This is a genomic window from Sphaerisporangium viridialbum, from assembly GCF_049674955.1.
GTDB lineage: Bacteria > Actinomycetota > Actinomycetes > Streptosporangiales > Streptosporangiaceae > Sphaerisporangium > Sphaerisporangium viridialbum.
On record NZ_CP187232.1, the window covers coordinates 1,887,654 to 1,907,666 of the forward strand.

Consider the following 20,013-nt stretch of genomic DNA (forward strand, 5'->3'; position numbering starts at 1 on the left):
CCAAGCCCCGCGCCCGGCGGAGCGGGCTCCCGGGCGCCCGCCTGCCCCCGAGAGACAGGCACCCGGGAAGATCGTCTACTTCACCGAGCCGGCGAGCAGGCCCTGGACGAAGTAGCGCTGGAAGGAGAAGAACAGCACCAGCGGGATGATCAGCGACAGGAAGGCGCCAGGCGCGAGGATGTCCACGTTGGTACCGAACTGGCGCATCTGTGACTGCAGCGCCTTGGTCATCGGCTGGGCGCCGGTGTCGGCGAAGACCAGGGCGACGAGCAGGTCGTTCCACACCCACAGGAACTGGAAGATGCCGAGCGAGGCGACCGCGGGCTTGGCCAGCGGGAACACCACCGTCGCGAAGATCTTCCACTCCGCCGCCCCGTCCATGCGCGCGGCTTCGAGCAGCTCCTTGGGGATGCCGACGAAGAAGTTGCGCAGCAGGAAGATGGCGAAGGGCAGTCCGAAGGCCACGTGGAACAACACCACACCGGGAATCGACCCAAAAATCCCGAGAAATCCGTACATCTTGGCGATGGGGATCAGGGCGATCTGGATCGGCACCACCAGCAGCGCGATGACCACCAGGAACAGCCCGTCACGCCCGGGGAACTCCATCCACGCGAACGCGTACCCCGCCATGGCCGCGATGCCGATGACCAGGACGGTCGCCGGCACCGTGATGGCCACGGTGTTCCAGAACGACGAGGTGAACCCGCTCGCCAGCAGGTTGCTGTAGTTCTCGAACGTGAGCTGCGCGGGCTTGGTGAAGAAGGTCCACCACCCGCTGGAGTTGTTGTCGGTGTCGCCACGCAGCGACACCACCAGCAGGCCGAGCGTGGGGAGCAGCCAGAACAGGGCCAGCACGATCAGGACGACCTGGACCAGCCCGCCGCCGAGCCTGTCGACGACCCGGGAGAGCACTCCCCGCTGTGGTGCGCCCGCGCTGCCGGCCGTGGCCGGCTGGGACGCGGTGAGAGTCGTCATGCCTGGTCCCTCCGGAACCGCCGAATGTTGATGGCCATGAACGGCAGCACCAGCACGAGCAGGAAGATCGCCAGTGCGCTGCCCAGCCCCTGGTTCCCGCCGCCGCCGAACGACACGCGCCACATCTCCAGCGCGATCACGTTGGCGTTGGGTTGCACCGATCCCGGGGCGATGACGAAGACCAGGTCGAAGACCTTCAACGTATTGATGATCATCGTGACGAGGACGACGAGGAGCACCGGGGAGAGCAGCGGGATGGTGATGCGGCGGAACACCTGCCATTCCGTCGCGCCGTCGATGCGGGCCGCCTCCAGCGCGTCACGCGGGATGGCTGACAGGCCCGCCGCGATCAGCACCATGGCGAACCCCGCCCACACCCAGATGAACGCGCCGATGATGGCCGGGGTGATGAGCGCGGGGCCGAGCCAGGTGACCCCGGAGAACGGCTGGGTGAAGTTCGACTGCGGCAGCCGCACCTGGTAGGAGCCCGAGGGCAGCCCGGCGAAGTGGAAGCTCCCGTCGGCGGCGGTCGTGGTGGTCGCCTTGACCGCGCCGCCGGAGACCGCCTCGACGGTCACGTCCGGCATGCCCTTCTCGTTGCCGTCCATCTGGTTGACCGTGCCGCCGCCAGGGGTGAAGTCGAGCCACACCGTGCCGGCGAGCTCGCCCGGGGCCGCGGACGCGGGCTTGGCGGCGGCGGCGCCGGCGGGAAGCGCCTCCGGCTTCATGCCGACCAGCGGGATGAGCACCTGCTGTCCGGCCTGGGCGGGCTGCCGGCTGACGACCGCGCCCTTCTCGGCCACCACCGGCGCCTGGTCGTTCTCGCGGGGCCGCGCGCCGGGGTAGCCGCTGCTCGCCGCGAACACGTCGTGCACCGAGGTGATGATGGCGTTCGCCACGCCCTTGTCGGGGTCCTGCTCGTAGACCAGCCGGAAGATGACTCCGGAGGCCAGCAGCGACACCGCCATGGGCATGAACACGATCAGCTTGAAGGCGGTGGCCCAGCGGATCCGCTCGGTCAGCACCGCGAAGATCAGGCCGAGCACCGTCACCAGGCTCGGGGCCACGACGACCCAGATCAGGTTGTTCCTGATCGTGCTCAGCGTGCCAGAGTCGCTGAAGATGGCCCCGTAGTTGCCGAGGCCGACGAAGGTGCCGCCGGTCGCGTCGTACAGGCTGCGGATGATCGAGTAGATGATCGGGTAGACCACCCAGGCCCCGAGCAGGATGAACGCCGGGAGCAGGAAGAACACGGCGATCTTGGGGGAGGGGCCGAGGTTGCCCGAGCCGCCGTAGCTGACCTTCGCCGCGGCGGGCCCGCCGGTGGCGACGTCCTCAAGGGCCGGGTGCGCGGTGCCGGCGGGCTTTTCCTGGACGGAGGTGGTGCCGCCCGTCGTCTCGGTGGTCTCGTCTGGTCCGGGGGAGGCCCCGCGGGCGACGGCGGCATCGCCGTCGCCACGCGGGGTCTGCGGGCCGTCCAACCGTTCGGTCACGGCCTTCGCCCCTACTTCTTCCAGGCCTTGGCGGCGTCAGCCTCGAGCTTCTCCTGCGTGCCCTTGATGTCCTTGGGGTTGCGCAGGAAGTCCTGGAGGTCCTTCCACTCGCCCTTGCCGTCGGTGCCGCCGAAGGCACTCGGCGCCAGGTCGGACATGTCATACCGCACCGACTCGCCGGCGGAGATGATCGTCTGCGCGAGCTGCTTGGTCAGGTCGTCCGGGTAGTTGTCGGGGGAGACGTTGCGGTTCGGCGAGAGGTAGCCGGGGTTCTTCGCCCAGACCGAGCCGCCCTCCGCGGAGGCGAGGTACTCCAGCAGGGCCATGGCTCCCTTGGAGTCCTTCATCGCCACCGCGACGTCACCGCCGAGGATGACGGGGGCGGTGTCGCCGGCCTTCGGGAACGGCATGATCTTGGCGTCCTCGCCGACCTTGGCGCCGGACTGGACGGCCGTGACGCCGACGAAGTCGGCCTCGATGACCATGGCGGCCTTCTTCTCGCCGTAGACCTGGGTGGCGCAGGTCGGGAAGTCGGTCTGCAGGGCGCCGGAGGAGCCGCCCAGCATGAACTCCTTCTTGCCGAAGATCTGGGCGATCTTCTCCAGCGCCGTGGTCACGGAGGGGTCGGTCCACGGGATCTCGTGCTTGGAGAGCTTGTCGTAGTTCTCCGGGCCCGCGGTGGACAGGTAGACGTTCTCGAACAGGTCGGTCAGCGTCCAGCCGGAGGCGCCGCAGAGGGCGAACGGGGCGGTGCCGGAGTCGGCCAGGGACTGCGCGGTCTTGCCGATCAGCTCGTCCCACGTGGTGGCGGGCTGGGTGCCCGCGTCGTCGAACGCGGGGGCGCGGTACCAGATCAGGGACTTGTGCGCGGCCTTGACCAGCACGCCGTACACCTGGCCGCTGGCCGAGCCGAGGCCCTTCCAGTACGGGGTGTAGTTCTGGTCGATCTGCGCCTGGACCTCGCTGGACAGGGGCTTGAGGGCGCCCTGGTCGGCGTACTGCTGCACGAGGCCGGGCTGCGGCAGGACCGCGACGTCCGGCGGGTTGCCGCCCTGGATGCGCGGGCCGAGGTAGGCGCCGGTGTCCTCACCCGTGGAGGCGTAGGTGACCTTGGCGCCGGTCTTCTCCTCGAAGGCCGTCAGGACCTTCTGGAAGCTCTTCTGCTCGTCGCCCGTCCACTTGGCGGCGATCTCGATCGTCGTCCCCGCCAGGGACTTGGCAGCCGGAGCGCTGCCGCTCGCCGAGGGCGTGGTGTCGCTGGACTGACCGCCGCACGCGGCGGCCGCGAGCATGAGCCCGGCCGCCACCGCAGTCGTCTTGACACGCATGGTGCTACCTCCTGTTGAAGGCCCCGAAATGAAGGATGAGTTTTTGGGATGAGGTGATTCGGGATGATGGGCGGGGGGATCGCCCTCGCCTATTGGGTGCGGATGATCTCGCTGAGTTCCTGCTTCAGGGAGGCGACGGTCTCGTCGCTCGGTTTCCTGAGATTGAGCGCGTCGGAGACGGCACTCGAGATAACCAGGCTGACCTGGTCGTATTTGGAGCTGACCGGTCTCGGCCGGGCAGACATGATGCTCTGCTTGAGCACCGGGAGATATGGATAACTCTTGATGAGGGCCGGGTCGTCGTACAGCTCCGACCACACAGGGGGGAAGGAGCCGTCGGTGAGCACGCTTCGCTCGTTCTCCAGGCCCGTGAAGTAGCGGATGAACTCCAGCGCCGACTTCTGGTGCTTGGAGTACGCGCTTATGGCGAGGTTCAGGCCGCCGAGCGTGCTGGACCCGGGCCCGTTGAGGCCGGGCAGCCGCGTCACCGCGAACTTGCCCGCGATGGCCGACCGCGTGGCCGGGCCGTACGCGTGCGGCCAGTTGCGGGCGAACAGCAGCTCGCCCTGCTGGAACGCCAGGCGCGACTCCTCCTCCTTGAAGGTGAGCGCGTCCTGCGGGATCCAGCCCTGGCGCACGCCGTCGACCAGGAAGTCGAGCCCGGTCCTCGCGCTGCCGAGGTCGAGGGTGACCCTGGTGCCGTCCGGGCTGAGGATCTGGCCGCCCGCGGACTGCACGGCCTCCGCGAAGTTGACGGTCAGGCCCTCGTAAGGGAGGAACTGGCCGGCGTAGCCGTCCAGCTTGTACTTCTTGCCGAGGCGGGTGGCCTGGTCGCGCAGCTCGGCCCAGGTCTTGGGCGGCTTGAGGTGCTCGGCATCCAGGATGTCCTTGCGGTAGTAAAGGAGCCCCGCGTTGCTGGTGTACGGCACCGCGTAGAGCTTGCCCTGGTAGAGAGCCGTGTCCACGACCGGCTGCAGGAACTTGTCGAGCGGGAACATGCTCCGGTCGAGGGGCACGATCCACCCGGCGTCGGCGAACTCCGCCGTCCAGACGACGTCCAGGCCGAGCACGTCGTAGCGCTCGCTCCTGGCCTGCAGGTTGGCGACCATCTGCGCGCGCTGCTCGTCCGCGGCCTCGGGGAGCTCCAGGAGGGTGACCTGCTCCCTGGGGTGCGCGCGGTTCCATCGGTCGATCAGCGGCTGCATGTAGCCGGTCGTGTCACGCCCGGTGGCGAAGGTCATCGGACCTGTTCCGTCCGTGCCCGCGCTCTGGACCTCCGCGCGCTCGCCGAGCCCCGCGCAGCCGCCGAGCAGCAGCGCCGCCAGCAGTAGGGGGGCCAGACGTCGCACGTGTCCTCCGGATGTTGATTGGGTTACATGCGTGTTATGTAGATGCATGCATGTTATGCATAGCGATAATGTGAACGTCAACGGATCAGCCCGTAACACTCAGGTAACGTGAAGCCCGAGGGAGGTGGGGCGTGCGGCTCCATTTGCTGGCGCTCCTGTCGAAGGAACCTGCCCACGGGTATGAGCTGAAACAGGCTCTCGAGCAGCTCTTCGGCTCCGCGTACCCCTCCCCCAACATCGGGCAGATCTACGTCACGCTCGGCAGGCTGGAGAAGGACGGCCTGGTCCGCAGCGTCGACGTCGAGCAGTCCAACCGCCCGAACAAGAAGGTCTACTACTGCACGGCACAGGGCCGTGAGGCCCTCGACGAGTGGGTCGACTCGCCCACCGAGGGGCCGAGGGTGCGGGACGAGTTCTTCATGAAGCTCGTGCTGGCGCCGCTGACCGGCATCGCCGACCGCATGGCGCTGATCAACCGGCAGCGCCGGCATTATCTCGCTATCATGCGCGATCTGGTAGAACTCGCCCAGCAGACCGACCGGGAGAACCTCCCCGCGCAGCTGCTGATCGAAGGTGCCATGCTCCATCTCCAAGCGGACCTGGACTGGCTCGAACGCTGCCAGGAGGACCTGGCCTGACTTGAGTGAACCTGCGGGTGAGGGCAAGGGCGCCCTCACGCCGCGTGAGCGGAGCGAGCGCCATGAAGACGGAACGACCCCAGTGACCGCGCCGAGTGCCATCCAGACGGTGAACCTGGTGAAGATCTACCAGACCGGCGGCCTGCCCGTGCCCGCGGTGCGCGGCATCGATCTGCGGGTCGAGCCAGGGGAGTTCGTGGCCATCATGGGCCCGTCCGGCTCGGGCAAGTCCACGCTCGTCCACATGCTCGGCGGCCTCGACACGCGCACGAGCGGCGAGATCTGGGTGGAGGGCAGGCGCGCGGACACCCTCAACGAGAGCGCGTGGGCGATCCTGCGCCGCCAGAAGATCGGCTTCGTCTTCCAGTTCTTCAACCTGGTCGACAACATGACCGCCGCCGACAATGTCGAGCTTCCCGCGCTGCTGGGCGGCGCGTCCCCCAAGCACGCGCGCGAGCGCAGGGAGTACCTCCTCGGCGAGCTCGGGCTGGCCGACAAGGCCGACACCGCCCCCGCGCAGCTCTCCGGCGGCGAGCAGCAGCGGGTCGCGCTGGCCAGGGCGCTCGCCAACCACCCCCAGGTGCTGCTGGCGGACGAGCCCACCGGCAACCTCGACAGCCGCAACACCCGCGACGTGCTCCGCCTCATCGGAGAGGTGCACAGGCAGGGCCAGACGATCGTCATGGTCACCCACGACGCCCGGGTGGCGGGGCTGGCCGACCGGGTGGTGACCCTCCTCGACGGCCAGATCGTCGACGACGGAGCCGTCGGCCACACCCGCCGCCGCCCCAAAGGCGGCGCGGGCGACGTGGTCGAGCTGCGGGGATAGCGCGCGATGAGACACCGCAGGGGCCGGCCGGCGCACGGGGACGGGGCCCGATGAGCCACAGCACGACCAGGGCCGAGTTCCGCTGGATCCGCGCCGACCTGCGGGCCAGACGGGCCCAGGCGCTGCTCACGGTGCTCGCGGTCACCGGCATCGTCAGCGCGCTCATCACCGCGGCCACCCTCCTTGAGGACGGCACCAACCCCTGGCGGGGCCTGTTCGAGCGGGGCAACGGCGCCCACGTGTGGATCCACACCAAGGACGCGCCCGACCCCGCGACGCTCAGGGCCCTCGACGGCGTCACCGACGTCGCCGGGCCGTACCGCAGTGCCCCCGCGACCCTGGCCCAGGGTGGGAAGAAGACCCCGGTCGCGCTGCAGGAGATGGCGCCCGTGCTTCCCGCCGTGGGCCGTCCCCTCGTGCGCGAGGGCCGCTGGCTCGACCCGGGCGAGCCGGAGGGCGTGGTCGTGGAGCGGTCGTTCGCCCAGGCCACGGGCCTGCGCCCCGGCGGATCGTTCTCGGTCATCGGCCTCAACGGCGCTACGCACGCGCTCACGGTGGTCGGGCTCGCCGAGAGCGGCGACCAGGGCTTCTACCCCGAGTGGACCCCCGGCCTCGCCTGGACGCTCGCCGGCACCCTCGACCAGGTCGAGCCCGCGCTCGGCCGCAGCGAGTCGGTGACCGGGCTGCGGCTGGCCGACCCCGAGGCCACCTCACTGATCGTCCAGCGCACGATCACCAAGCTCGCGGGCCAGGTGCAGCGGGTGTCCACCTGGCGCGAGGTCCAGGCCTCCATGGCCCTGGACAACCGGCTGCTCGGGGTGCTGCTCGCGCTCTTCGGCGTCGCCGGACTCGTGGCCGCGGCCCTCGCCATCGCCAACGCGACCGGCGGCCGGGTGCTCACTCAGCAGCGTGACATCGCCACGCTGAAGTCCCTGGGCTTCACCCGGCGCCAGGTCGTCCGCATGCTGCTCGCCGAGCACGGCACCCTCGGCCTCGCCGGCATCGCGCTCGGGGTGGTCTGCGGGCGGCTGATCACGGTGTACGCGCTGGCGGAGACCGTCGTGGTCCCGCTCTCCTCGGCGCCGCTGCTGGCCATCGCCCTCGGCACCGCCCTGGTGGTCCTGGTCGCCGTCTGGCTGCCCGCGTGGCGCGGCGGCCGCACGCCGCCGATCCCCGCGGCCCCGGCCGCGCCGCCCCGGGGCCACCTGTCGCGCATGGCCCGCCTGGCCCTTCTCGTACGGCTGCCGCCCGCGCTCGTGCTCGGGGCCAGGGACGCCTTCACGCGCAGGCTCCCGGCCCTGCTGACGTCGTTCGGCCTCGCGATCCCGATGATGATGATCACCATCGGCCTGGGCTGCTGGGCCTCGCTGGACGCCTTCAGGAGCCATCCTGAGCAGGTCGGCCAGGCCGCCGCGCTGACCGTACGCCAGGGGCGCCTCACCTCCGAGGAGGCCAACCGGCTGGCGCTCGCCGACGCCGACGTGGTGGCCTCCTACCCCGGGGCGGAGGTGGACGCGCTGGTCCCCGGGCAGACCCGCACCGTGCGCACCAGGGCGATCGGCACCATCACCGACCCCTATCCCTTCTCGGTCGTCGAGGGGCGCCCGTACCGCGACCGCGGCGAGGCCGTGGCGGGCCAGGGCCTGCTCGACCTGCTGAACGTGCGCATCGGCGACCGCACCCGGCTCACGATCGGCGGCACGCCGCTGATCGTCCGCATCGTCGGGCGCGTCCTGGAGCCCGAGCAGGACGGCGAGGTGCTCTCTGTGGCGCTGGACAGCCTCGCCCCGAAGGACGCCCTCCCGCCGCAGTTCTACGGCCTCGCGCTGCGCCAGGGAGCCGACCCGGCGGTGGTGCGGTCGCGGCTCCAGGCGCAGTCGCTGGAGGTGTCCCAGGTGGTGAACCCGGCGGACCGGCTCTCGGTCATCAGGCCGATCATCGTCGCGCTGGTCGTGGTGCTGGCCCTGCTGGGACTGGCCAACCTGCTCACCGCGAGCGCGCTGGGGCTGCGCGACCACGCGCTCGACCTCGCCGTGCTCAAGGCCATGGGGCTCACCCCGCGCCAGGTCATGGCCACCCTGGTGACCGGCACGGGGCTACTCGCGGTGCTCGGCGTCGGCGCGGGCGCGGTGGCGGGGGCTCTGGTGTCGTCGGGACTGATCGACCTTCAGGGAGCCTCCAGCGGCATCGGCGCGGGCATCGGCCGCTCGCCCGCCCCCCTGACCCTGCTCATCGCGGTCGTGACGGTCGTCGGCGCGGCTCTGCTGGTCGCGCTGATCCCCGCCCGCAGGGCCGCCAGAGCGCGCGTCCCGGTGACCCCCCGCTGAGGGTCACCGGGACGCGGGTGCCTCAGCGCTCGGTGAGCGAGAACCAGTAGAAGCCGTGCCCCGGCAGGGTGAGCAGGTAGGGAAGCTCGCCGATCACGGGGAAGGCCACGTCGCCCCGGCACTCCACCGGGGTCATGCCCGCGAACCGCCGCAGGTCAAGCTCCACCGGCTGGGGGTGCTTGGAGAGGTTGTTGACGCACAGCATGCGGTCGCCGCCCTCTTCCCTGACGAACGCCAGCACGCTGTAGTTCGGCGACCACAGCTCGGTGTAGGCGCCTGTGCCGAACACCGGGTGCTGCCTCCGCACCTCCAGCATCTTCTTGGTGAAGTGCAGCAGCGACGAGCCGCTCTTCATCTGGGCCTCGACGTTGACGGCCTGGTAGCCGTAGATCGGGTCCATGATGGCCGGCAGGTAGAGACGGCCGGGGTCGCCGCTGGAGAAGCCGGCGTTGCGGTCGGGGCTCCACTGCATCGGCGTGCGCACCGAGTCGCGGTCCTCCAGCCAGATGTTGTCGCCCATGCCGATCTCGTCGCCGTAGTACATGATCGGGGAGCCCGGCATGGACAGCAGCAGCGCGGTGAACAGCTCGATCTGGTCGCGGTCGTTCTCCAGCAGCGGGGCGAGCCTGCGCCGGATGCCGAGGTAGGCCCGCATGCGCGGGTCCTTGGCGTACTCCGCGTGCATGTAGTCGCGCTCTTCCTCGGTGACCGTCTCGAGCGTCAGCTCGTCGTGGTTGCGAAGGAAGATGCCCCACTGGGCGCTCTCGGGGAGCTTGGGGGTGCGGGACATGATCTCCGAGATCGGCTCCCGCGACTGCCGGCGCACCGCCATGAAGATGCGCGGCATGAGCGGGAAGTGGAACGCCATGTGGCACTCGTCGCCGCCCGTGGTGGCGTCGCCGAAGTACTCCACGACGTCCTCGGGCCAGCCGTTGGCCTCGGCGAGCAGCACCCGGTCGGGGTACAGGCGGTCGACCTCGGCCCTGACCCGCTTGAGGTAGGCGTGGGTCTCCGGCAGGCCGGAGCAGGCGGTGCCCTCGCGCTCGAAGAGGTACGGCACGGCGTCCAGGCGGAAGCCGTCGATGCCCAGGTCGAGCCAGAACCTCAAAACCTCAAGCATGGCGTCCTGAACGGCCGGGTTCTCGTAGTTCAGGTCGGGCTGGTGGTGGAAGAACCTGTGCCAGTAGTACTGGCCGCGCACCGGGTCGTAGGTCCAGTTGGACTCTTCGGCGCCGACGAAGATGATGGGCGCGTCCGGGTATCGCGTCGGGTCGTCCGACCACACGTAGAAGTCCCCGTACGGCCCGGTGGGGTCGTGCCGGGAGGCCTGGAACCACGGGTGCCGGTCGCTTGTGTGATTCATCACAAGGTCGGTGATGATGCGGATGCCCCGCTGGTGTGCCTGCTCGATCAGCTGCACGAAGTCCCCGAGATCGCCGAACTCCTGGAGGATCTTCATGTAGTCGGCGATGTCGTAACCGCCGTCGCGCAGCGGCGACTCGTACAGCGGGAGCAGCCACAGGCAGTCCACGCCGAGCCACTGCAGGTAGTCGAGCTTCTCGATCAAACCTCGCAGGTCGCCGGTTCCGTCGCCGTTGGAGTCACGGAAGCCGCGCACCAGCACTTCGTAGAAGACGGCTCTCTTGTACCACCGGGGGTCGGAGGAGATGAAGTCTTCGGAAACTGAGTCCGGGCATGGTGAAGCGCTCATAGATATGGCTCGCATCAAGAGAGTAGGGCGGTGCAACACAAGGGGGCTCGCGCCGTCGGAGCCGTCATCCCTGCGGCTCCCGCCCGACGCCGGCACCGAAGGGGTGGCTCGGTGCGCAGCGTGTTTCGGCGCTGTTTCGCGGAAGACTAGCAGGCCATAAGGGTCATCCGAAGACGATCAGCCAGGGCGGCCCAGCGTGCCAACCGCGTAATCGGTCACACTCCCGAGACCACCCACGTAACGCCCCGCGCACCCTCCGTGTCTCCGCAGGTCGGAGGGTGGTTCGCGGACGGATTGTGAAGCGGTTCACGAGGTGCCGGACCACGGTGGCGTGAGGTCGCCGAGCACGTCCTCGTAGTCGGTCAGCCAGGAGCCGAAAAGCACGAGCCCGCGCAGCCAGAAACGGGAGTTCCACGAGCCGAAGGCGGTCAGCGCGTCCGGCCCTCCGGCGATCACGTCGAGCATCTGCTCCGACATCAGGCCACGGACCGTCGCCGCCTTCAGCAGCATCCGGTGGTTCCACTCGCGCGCGGCCGGGCCGTTCGAGCGGAGCGGCACGCGGCGGTGCGGCAGCGCGCCGTTGGTGGACGGGAGGGCGGCCACGCGCGGGTTCGCGGCCCGGAGGATCTCGCGGTAGAACTTCCCGCCCTCCTTGCGGTCCACGGGCACCGACAGCGTGGCGTCGAAGAAGTCCGGATACAGGAACGGGAAGACCGGCGTGGCCTCCGGGCCGACGAGGTTCACCGGGGAGCGGGCGATGCCCCTGGCCGTACGGGTGTGCAGCACGCTCAGCGGGAGCTCCGACCTGTGGCCGCGCAGCATCGAGGTCGCCTGGGAGAAGGCCGCGCCGACCCGGTCGTCCACGAACGCGAGCGCGGGCGCGGACAGCATCGGCAGGTGCGGCTCCCCGGTCGCGAGGGCGGCGAGCAGGGCCGCCTGCCGGTCGGCGGAGGATCCCGCGTCCACCGCGTCCGCGGTGATCAGGAAGTTCTTCATCAGCGGCCCGCCCGCCAGGCCGTCCACGACCGCCCGTCCCGCCTTGTGGACCTCGCGGGCGAAGGGGGAGTACCACGCGTGGTGGCTGGTCAGGTACTCCAGCCTGCGTGCCGCCCACCGCGCCTCGTCGGGGTACGCCGCCGGGTCCTGCGGGACGATCCGGTGGGAGATGCCCAGCTCGCGGGTGACGTACCGGGCGAAGTCGATGTCGTTGTCCAGGCCGTCGTCCGGGCTGGTCGTCCACGACTCGACGTCCATCTTGCGGGCCGTCGCCACCGAGGCCAGCAGCCGCGAGTCGTACCCGCCGCTCACCGGCACCAGCAGCGGCCGGTCGTCGAAGGGCTTGAGCGCCTCGTGCAGCAGCGCGACGATGTCACCGGCCGTGACACCCCGGTCGAACGGCTCCTCACGCACCCAGCGGGGGGTGCGCTTCTCGACGGTGATCCTGCGGGCCGGGCGTGACCAGACGAGGGCGGTCGAGCCGGGCAGCCGCCTGACCTCCCGGTAGGGCGTGTCCTCCAGCAGCGGGTAGGTCAGCTTGAGTATGGCGGCCCAGGCGTCCCAGTTGACCTCGTACGGCCGGCGCGCGAGCGCCAGCAGCGGCTCGATGCCGCCCGCGAAGTAGATCGCGTCGCCGTCCGCCAGGTAGTAGACGTCGATCAGCCCGAACGCGCCCGTGTGCAGGGTGACGGCGTCCGGCTCGTCGATCAGCCCGGGGGTCTCCCAGGTCTCGCCCGCCGCCCACCAGGACATCGCCCCCGCCGGCCCCCGCTCCGCCCAGGCGAAGCGACCGGCGTCCTCGCCGTACGAGGACAGGGGCGAGGAGCTCAGCAGCGCCGCGTCCTGCGCCCGGTGGACCTCTCGCACCGGGGGGCCCGCGTCGCGGAGCAGTTCCAGTCTGGCCGGGTCGTAGGCCCCGATCGCGCCGCAGACGTACGGCCGCGCCGCGTACTCCGGCCACATCCCCTTGCGCACTGGATCTCCCCCCTCGGCGAATACCTGCCGAGTGTACGGACTTGTCGTGGTTCGAGATGGTCGACCCAGATCTGCGATTATTCTTGCTCGACGTCTGGGGACACGGTGATGGCATGAGTGAAGAGTTGGAGAGCACCCGGTCGGCTCTCGAAGCGGCCGTGGCGGCGGCTTCAGGCGCCGCCGAGCTCACCCGCCTGCTGGCCGACTACCAGGAACGGCTCGCGAGGGCGGCCGTGTCGGAGGCGGAGGCCGTCACCCGCATGCGGGAGGCGGAGGCCCGACTGAAGGCCGCAGAGAGGCAGGCGGCGCAGCTCGCGAAGAACCTCGCCGAGCAGCGCTACCAGACCGAGGTCGCCCAGTGGCGGCTGGAGTCCGTGCAGGCCAGCCGGTGGTCCAAGCTGGGCGACGCCATCCACACCAAGAACCCCGGCGAGGTCGCCCGCACCCTCCGCACCCCGATCAGCAAGCGCTCGGCGCCGAAGCGCTCGGACTTCTCGCCGGTGCCCCCGGCCGCCGAGGTCCCGCCCGTGGCGCCCGTCGTCCCCGAGACGGCGGGACCGGCGGCGTCCACGGCCATGGCCGAGGGCTTCGTGGTCCCCAAGGGGCCCCTGGCGCGGCCGTACCTCACCGTGGCCGCCATCGTCGACCGGCAGTCCGAGGCCCTGTTCCGCTACGAATGGCGCCAGGTCACCAACTTCGGCCCCGACAACTGGCGGGCGATGCTGGACGAGCACCGTCCCCACCTGCTGTTCGTGGAGTCCGTACGGCCCGGACCCCGGCAGGGCAACGGCGGGCGGTGGCTGGAGGAGCTCGCCGGACGGTCCCGCGGCCTGCGCGACCTGGTCGAGGAGTGCGCCCGCAGGGGCATCCGGACGATGTTCTGGCACTCCGGCGGCCCGATCTCCACCAGCGTGCCCATGGCCTCGCTCTTCGATCACGTGCTGGCGACCTCGGAGGCCAGGGCGCGCGAGTGGCGGGCCGCGCTGCGCCACGACCGCATCGGAGTCCTCCCACACGCCGTCCAGCCCCGCGTCCACAACCTCATCCCCGCGGGCCCCGTACCCACCGCCCCCGGAACAGAGCCCGGGAACGGTGCCGGCCCAGGGGGCGGGGTCATCGCCAACGGGGCCATTGCCGACGGACGGGCCGGTGTAGGACTGCTCGGGACGGCCGTCCAGGGCGACCCGCCGCCCGGCGCCGGATGGCGGCCGCTGATCACCGACAAGGCCACCTACGACGACCTGCTGACCGCCTATCGCTCGGTCTCGATGGTGCTCGCCGGACCGGACGCCGACGCGCGCACCGTGGAGGAGCTGTACGCCTGCGGCACCCCGATCATGCAGCTCGCCGCCCCCGTCGCCGGAGACGAGGCCTCGCTGCGGCGGGCCGTGGACTCGATCGGCGAGTACCTGGCGGCCGACCTCCAATGCGCGTCGGAAGCCCACGTGGCCTGGCGCGCCACGATGCCGGTCACCCCGCTGCTCGACCCGCTGCTCGACGTCGCGGGCCTGCCCTCGGTGCGGAACTCCGCCACGATCACGGCCGTCACGGCGGTCACGAGTGCCATGGAACTCGACCACCTGCTCGCCCAGCTCCGCGGGCAGGCCCACGCTCCCGGCCAGCTCGTGATCGTCGCCGAGGGGCTGGACGCCGCCGTCGTCGAGAAGGCCGCGCGAGCGGTGCACGGGGGCGACGTGGTCGTACGCGAGGCCGGCGCGCCGGTGACCCGGGGCGCCGCGCTCGACCGGGCGCTCCGGCTGGCCGACGGAGATCTGGTCGCCGTCCTGGACCCCCGCGACCTGTACGGCGAGCACTACCTGGCCGACCTGGTGCGGTACTTCTCGGCCGTGGAGGCCGAGATCCTCGGCAAGGCCTCGTTCTACGCGCACATCCAGGGCACCGGGGCGACACTGCTGCGCCAGCCCGGCGCAGAGCAGCGCTTCCTGCCCGAGCTCGGGGGCGGAACGCTGCTCGGCCGCCGCCAGACCCTGGTCGACCTGGGCATCGCCGACGTGTCGGAGGAGTGGGACGACGTGCTGATGCGCCAGTGCCGCACCGACGGCATCCGCGTCTACTCGGCCGACCGCTACTCCTACGTCTGCCGCCGCCCCTCCACCGAGGCTCGCCTCCTGTCCTCCTCCCACCTGCACGGCTACACCCCCGCCGAACCCCTCGCCATGATCTGACCCCCACCTCCGGTGCATTTGACCTGCTGGAGTTGTCAGGTCACGCGTAGTGAACCGTCTGCGTTGAAGTCGAAGGCGCCGTGGGCGACCTCCCACAGGTACCCGTCCGGGTCCGAGAAGTATCCGGAGTATCCGCCCCAGGAGGTGTCCGCGGCCGGTTTGACGATCTCCGCCCCCGCGGCTGCCGCCAGCGCGAGCACCTCGTCGACCTGGTGCTTCTCGCGGACGTTGTGCGCCAGCGTGATCCCGGTGAATCTTGAGCGCGGCATGTCCCAGCCAGGTCCGACGTCCTCGGCGAGCTGGTCGTACGGGAAGAGCGCGAGCGTGACCCCTGAGGTCTGGAAGAACACGATGCCGTCCTCCGGGGTGCGCGACGTCGGTAACCCGAGCCCGTCCTTGTAGAACCGGTACGAGCGAGCTAGATCGGTCACGCCCAGGGTGATCAACGAGACACGAGGTTCCATGGCGGCAGTATGCCGAGTCCCTCCGACAGAACCTCGCCTCCCGAGCGCGCCGGTCAGGACTTCGGCGCGTTGTCAGTGTGAGCCGTGGAGGCCGCTGGCGATGAACATCGCGGCGAGCAGAGCGAAGAGGTATGCCTGCAGGAACTGGATGAACATCTCGAACGCGGTCATCAGGATCGTCATCAGCACGCCGAGCACGCCGACGCCCGCACCGAGCGGGCTGAGGTTCTCGAACAGGAACCAGAAGCCGACCGAGCTGAAGAAGGCCAAAATCATGTGACCGGCGAACATGTTTGCGAACACCCGGATGAAATGCGTGAACAGCGAGTTGATGAAGGTCTCGGCGAGGATCAGCGGGGCGTAGAGCCCGTACGCCCAGCCCGGTAGGCCGGGTAGGTACACGATTCCTTTCAGGTAGCCGCGCACGCCGTGGTGCTTGACGCCCATGTAGAGCTTGATGCCGTACACGTTGATCGCCAGCACGAGGGGGAAGGCGATGTGCGCGGCCACGGGGAATTGGATGAGGGGAATGACGCCCATAAGGTTCCAGACCAGTACGGTCAGGAAAACGGTGAGCAGGAGACCCATCCACCGGTCGGCGTCCTTGCCGAGGTTGGGCTTGGCCACCTGTTCGCGCACGAACATGTAGGCGTACTCGCCGATGCTCTGCCAGCCTCGCGGCACGATCTTCGGTTTGGCGAACGCGGCCCAGCACACGGCGATGATGACGACCGAGCTGAGCATGGCGATCAGTACCGGCTTGGTGAGCCATTCCGGCCCGCCGGGGAAGATCGGGGAGAAGTGGAGGAGTTCGAGTCCTGGGGCTTCGAATGTGCCAGGAGAGGTGATCAGGATCGTCGTCCGCACGGCGGTCCCTTCTGGGTTATCTACGCTGGAAAATCATCCTAACGACATATATTGGATAGCCTTTATTGTGGGTTTCGTCCGTCAATGACAATGCAATCCGGGAAAGCCGTATCCGGTGCGGCTACCGGTACGTCATGCCCGATCCAGCCGGTACCGCTCGATGATCGGTCACCTCGCCGCCGGAGGAAGCACCGTAGCGTGGGCCCTGTGGTCGTCAGGCACGCCGAGGGGGTGAACGTGGAGAGGCTGCGCGCCATCCTCGGCTCGTCTCCCGTCCCGCGGGGGTCGTGGGAGCGGGAAGCGGCGTACGTCTCGACGGCGGCGCTGAGGCGGGCGGGCGCGCCGGCGCGCGAGGTCGCCGAGGAGCTGGCGGTACGGCTTCGCGCCGAGCCGGGAGTGCGGGCGGTCCACGTGCGGCCGAACGGCTTCCTGGTGATCGAGGTGGCCGAGCCGGGCGAGATCGTCCGCGAGATCCTGGCCGAGCCCGCCGAGCCCGCCGAGCCCGCCGTGTCCGCTGAGCCCGCCGTGCCCGCCGAGACTGCGCCGGCGCTTCGTGACCGGGCGGAGGCGCCGTGGCCGGACGCGCCGCGCACGTGGGGCAACCCCGGATTCGCCGTGAGGTACGCCTACGTGCGGGCGGGAGCCGTCGAGCGGTGGTGCCGCGACCTCGGCATGGACGTCCAGATCTTCCGGCCCGAGTTGCTCGGCGATCCCCGCGACCGGGCGGTGCTGAGGGTGCTGGCCGAGGCGCCGAGCAGGCGGGAGGGGCAGGACGCGGGCCGGGTGGCGTATCTGGAGCGGCTGGCCGGGGCCTACCACGACGCGTTCGAGCACGTCCCGGCGATCCCGAAGGGCGACGAGGCGCCGACCGGCGCTCATGCGGCCCGCGTCTGGTTGGCGCGAGCGGTCCGGAAGGTCCTGGGGGAGGGGTTGACAGAACTGGGGGAGACCCCTCCCGAGAAAATATGACAAAAACGGGCAGAAAGCCGGAAGTGGTACGCCTGGCGGCCTGCCGTTCTGGAGATCTTCCACCTCGTTGTCTCGCTGGTTGAGCATCGGGCGCGGTGGGATCACGGGGTCGGATAGCCTCATGCGGGTGAGTCGATTCGCCCATCCCGCCGGTGACCGGCACGCGGAGGTGCTGCCCGAGGAGCGTCCTCCGCAGGCCCCCGCCGACCTCAACACGCTCGTCCCCACCATCTGGCCGCGGATGTCCGGCCGTGTGGACGGCGCGATCACGATCGCCGGCGTGGACGTCCGCGATCTCGCCCGAGAGTACGGCACCCCTCTGTACGTGGTCGACGAGGACGACTTCCGTTCCCGCTGCCGCGACTACAAGGCCGCCTTCCAGGGTGACGACGTCTATTACGCGGGCAAGGCGTTCCTGTGCAAGGAGGTCGCCCGCTGGGTCGACCAGGAGGGCCTCGGGCTCGACGTCTGCAGCGGCGGCGAGCTCGCCGTCGCGCTGAGCGTCGGCTTCCCGCCCGAGCGCATCGCCCTGCACGGCAACAACAAGTCGTACGCCGAGCTCGAAAGGGCGCTGCGGGCAGGGGTCGGCCACATCGTCGTCGACTCCTTCGACGAGATCGCCCGCGTCGGCTACCTCGCGGAAGAGCTGGGCGTGCGGCCCAAGATCCAGATCCGGGTCACCACCGGCGTCGAGGCGCACACGCACGAGTTCATCGCGACGGCCCATGACGACCAGAAGTTCGGCCTCTCGCTCAACAGCGGCGCGGCGGCCGAGGCCGTGCGCCGCATCCTGGCCCTGCCCCAGCTGGAGCTGGTCGGCCTGCACTCCCACATCGGGTCCCAGATCTTCGACACGGCGGGCTTCGAGGTCGCCGCCCGGCGCCTCGCGGTGCTGCTGACGCAGATCAAGCGGGAGCACGGCGTCTTCCTGCCCGAGCTCGACCTCGGCGGCGGCTACGGCATCGCCTACGTCGAGGGCGACGACGCGCCCGACATCAAGGTGATCGCCGACAGCCTCCGCGAGATCGTCTCCAGGGTCTGCGAGGACGCCGGTCTTCCCGTGCCCCGGCTCACGGTCGAGCCCGGGCGGGCCATCGCCGGCCCCGGCGGCGTGACCCTCTACGAGGTCGGCACGGTCAAGGACGTCGAAGGCCTCCGGTCGTACGTCAGCGTCGACGGCGGCATGAGCGACAACCTCCGCACCGCGCTGTACGGGGCCGACTACACCTGCGTGCTGGCGTCCCGCACCAGCGACGCCCATCCCGTGCTGTCCCGGGTGGTCGGAAAGCACTGCGAGAGCGGTGACATCGTGGTCCGCGACGTGTGGCTGCCGAGGGACATCGCGGCGGGCGACCTGCTCGCCGTCCCGGCCACGGGGGCCTACTGCCGGTCGCTGGCGCACAACTACAACTACCTCCCGAGGCCCGCGGTGGTCGCGGTGAGGGACGGCGTGCCGCGCGTGATCGTGCGCAGGGAGACCGAGGACGACCTGTTGAGGGGGCAAGCGTGAAACCCGTCGAACCCGAAGGGCCTCAGGGCACTCAGGAGTCCCCCGAGCCGGCCTCCGACAGGCGCGGAAGGCATGAGAAGCCCGGCGGGGCCGGCAAGCCGCTGAAGGTCGCGCTGCTCGGCTGCGGAGTCGTCGGCTCGCAGGTCGTGCGGCTCCTGCACGAGCAGGCCGATGACCTCGCCGCCCGCATCGGCGCCCCGCTGGAGCTCGCCGGGGTGGCGGTCAGGCGCCTCGGCCGCAAGCGTGACAGCGACGTGGACCCCGCTCTGCTGACCACCGACGCCGAGGCCCTGGTGACCAGGGACGACGTCGACATCGTGGTGGAGGTGATCGGCGGCATCGAGCCGGCCAGGTCGCTCATCCTGGCCGCCATGTCCACGGGCAAGTCGATCGTCACCGCCAACAAGGCCCTGCTCGCCGAGGACGGCGCCACGGTTCACGGCTCCGCCAAGGAGAACGGCGTCGACCTGTACTTCGAGGCCAGCGTGGCCGGGGCGATCCCGCTGCTCCGGCCGCTGCGCGAGTCCCTGGCGGGCGACCGCGTCCACCGCGTGCTCGGCATCGTCAACGGCACCACCAACTACATCCTCGACAAGATGGACACCTCGGGCGCCTCGTTCACCGACGCGCTGGACGAGGCCCAGTCCCTCGGGTACGCCGAGGCCGACCCGACGGCCGACGTCGAGGGCTTCGACGCCGCCGCCAAGGCGGCGATCCTCGCGGGGCTGGCCTTCCACAGCCGGGTGACGGCCGCCGACGTGCACCGCGAGGGCATCACCGAGATCACCGCCACCGACGTGTCCAGCGCCAAGGCCATGGGGTACGTCATCAAGCTGCTGGCCATCTGCGCCAGGTCCGACGACGGCCGCTCGGTCGGCGTCCGCGTCCACCCGGCGATGATCCCGAGGAGCCACCCGCTGGCCGGGGTCCGCGAGGCGTACAACGCGGTGTTCGTCGAGGCCGAGTCCGCCGGGCAGCTGATGTTCTACGGCAAGGGCGCCGGCGGGGCCCCCACCGCTTCGGCGGTGCTGGGCGACCTGGTGGCCGTGGCGCGCAACCGCATCGCGGGCACCCACGGGCCCCAGGAGTCCACCTACGCCGACCTGCCCGTGCATCCGATGGGCGAGACGATCACGCGCTACCACGTGTCCCTGGACGTCGCCGACAAGCCGGGCGTGCTGGCCACGGTCGCCGACATCTTCGCCAAGCACGACGTGTCGATCCAGACCGTGCGCCAGGAGGGCCACGGCGACGACGCCCAGCTCGTGCTCGTCACCCACAGGGCCCACGACGCCGCGCTGTCCGCGACAATAGATGACCTCCGCGAGCTCGACATCGTCAGAGGCGTGACCAGCGTGATGCGCGTCGAGGGCGACGACACGCGCTGACCCTG

Annotated in this window: 15 protein-coding genes; 7 read left to right on the forward strand and 8 right to left on the reverse strand. The window is 70.2% G+C overall.

Annotated elements, in window-relative coordinates; all coding sequences use genetic code 11:
• Nucleotides 1–75: 75 nt before the first annotated feature.
• From ACOZ38_RS08440 to ACOZ38_RS08455, 4 genes are all read right to left on the reverse strand, one after another.
• Nucleotides 76–978 carry a carbohydrate ABC transporter permease gene (locus ACOZ38_RS08440; protein ID WP_405145185.1) on the reverse strand — a complete coding sequence of 301 codons (903 nt, stop codon included), beginning with the start codon at nucleotides 976–978 and terminating at the stop codon, nucleotides 76–78.
• Nucleotides 975–2,471, reverse strand: a complete 1,497-nt coding sequence (locus ACOZ38_RS08445; RefSeq protein ID WP_424529540.1) for a carbohydrate ABC transporter permease — start codon at nucleotides 2,469–2,471, stop codon at nucleotides 975–977. The genes ACOZ38_RS08440 and ACOZ38_RS08445 overlap by 4 nt, the downstream gene beginning before the upstream one ends.
• A gap of 11 nt (nucleotides 2,472–2,482) precedes the next feature.
• Entirely contained in the window at nucleotides 2,483–3,799 is a 1,317-nt protein-coding gene (locus tag ACOZ38_RS08450) for an ABC transporter substrate-binding protein (RefSeq protein WP_424529541.1), read from the reverse strand.
• Nucleotides 3,800–3,888: 89 nt separating this feature from the next.
• Nucleotides 3,889–5,148, reverse strand: a complete 1,260-nt coding sequence (locus tag ACOZ38_RS08455) for an ABC transporter substrate-binding protein (protein ID WP_424529542.1) — start codon at nucleotides 5,146–5,148, stop codon at nucleotides 3,889–3,891.
• Nucleotides 5,149–5,279: 131 nt separating this feature from the next.
• On the opposite strand from ACOZ38_RS08455, the gene ACOZ38_RS08460 reads away from it, so the two are divergent.
• The 3 genes from ACOZ38_RS08460 (at nucleotide 5,280) to ACOZ38_RS08470 (ending at nucleotide 8,942) form a co-directional block, all read left to right on the forward strand.
• Entirely contained in the window at nucleotides 5,280–5,786 is a 507-nt protein-coding gene (locus ACOZ38_RS08460) for a PadR family transcriptional regulator (protein ID WP_424529543.1), read from the forward strand.
• An 82-nt stretch (nucleotides 5,787–5,868) separates the two neighbouring features.
• Nucleotides 5,869–6,615 (forward strand): ABC transporter ATP-binding protein, encoded by a 747-nt coding sequence (locus ACOZ38_RS08465; RefSeq protein WP_424529544.1) that lies wholly within the window; start codon nucleotides 5,869–5,871, stop codon nucleotides 6,613–6,615.
• Nucleotides 6,616–6,665: 50 nt separating this feature from the next.
• Entirely contained in the window at nucleotides 6,666–8,942 is a 2,277-nt protein-coding gene (locus ACOZ38_RS08470; protein WP_424529545.1) for an ABC transporter permease, read from the forward strand.
• A 22-nt stretch (nucleotides 8,943–8,964) separates the two neighbouring features.
• Here the strand turns inward: ACOZ38_RS08470 and treS are convergent, their stop codons facing one another.
• Nucleotides 8,965–10,653 (reverse strand): maltose alpha-D-glucosyltransferase, encoded by a 1,689-nt coding sequence (treS, locus tag ACOZ38_RS08475; protein WP_424529546.1) that lies wholly within the window; start codon nucleotides 10,651–10,653, stop codon nucleotides 8,965–8,967.
• 306 nt (nucleotides 10,654–10,959) lie between these two features.
• On the reverse strand, nucleotides 10,960–12,624 hold the full coding sequence (locus tag ACOZ38_RS08480) for an asparagine synthase-related protein (RefSeq protein WP_424529547.1): 1,665 nt from the start codon (nucleotides 12,622–12,624) through the stop codon (nucleotides 10,960–10,962).
• Nucleotides 12,625–12,737: 113 nt separating this feature from the next.
• Between ACOZ38_RS08480 and ACOZ38_RS08485 the strand changes: the two genes are divergently transcribed.
• On the forward strand, nucleotides 12,738–14,810 hold the full coding sequence (locus ACOZ38_RS08485) for a hypothetical protein (RefSeq protein WP_424529548.1): 2,073 nt from the start codon (nucleotides 12,738–12,740) through the stop codon (nucleotides 14,808–14,810).
• A gap of 35 nt (nucleotides 14,811–14,845) precedes the next feature.
• On the opposite strand, the gene ACOZ38_RS08490 is transcribed toward ACOZ38_RS08485, so the two are convergent.
• Nucleotides 14,846–15,274, reverse strand: a complete 429-nt coding sequence (locus ACOZ38_RS08490) for a VOC family protein (RefSeq protein ID WP_424529549.1) — start codon at nucleotides 15,272–15,274, stop codon at nucleotides 14,846–14,848.
• Nucleotides 15,275–15,346: 72 nt separating this feature from the next.
• Nucleotides 15,347–16,141: a F0F1 ATP synthase subunit A gene (locus ACOZ38_RS08495; RefSeq protein WP_424529550.1), complete on the reverse strand. Its 795-nt coding sequence runs from the start codon at nucleotides 16,139–16,141 to the stop codon at nucleotides 15,347–15,349.
• Nucleotides 16,142–16,348: 207 nt separating this feature from the next.
• Here ACOZ38_RS08495 and ACOZ38_RS08500 point away from each other — a divergent pair, with 207 nt between their 5' ends.
• The 3 genes from ACOZ38_RS08500 (at nucleotide 16,349) to ACOZ38_RS08510 (ending at nucleotide 20,008) form a co-directional block, all read left to right on the forward strand.
• Entirely contained in the window at nucleotides 16,349–17,110 is a 762-nt protein-coding gene (locus tag ACOZ38_RS08500) for a DALR anticodon-binding domain-containing protein (RefSeq protein ID WP_424529551.1), read from the forward strand.
• A 127-nt stretch (nucleotides 17,111–17,237) separates the two neighbouring features.
• Nucleotides 17,238–18,620: a diaminopimelate decarboxylase gene (lysA, locus tag ACOZ38_RS08505; RefSeq protein ID WP_424529552.1), complete on the forward strand. Its 1,383-nt coding sequence runs from the start codon at nucleotides 17,238–17,240 to the stop codon at nucleotides 18,618–18,620.
• A gap of 101 nt (nucleotides 18,621–18,721) precedes the next feature.
• The gene (locus ACOZ38_RS08510; RefSeq protein ID WP_424536970.1) at nucleotides 18,722–20,008 is read left to right on the forward strand and encodes a homoserine dehydrogenase; all 1,287 of its coding nucleotides are present in this window, start codon (nucleotides 18,722–18,724) and stop codon (nucleotides 20,006–20,008) included.
• Nucleotides 20,009–20,013 lie beyond the last annotated feature (5 nt).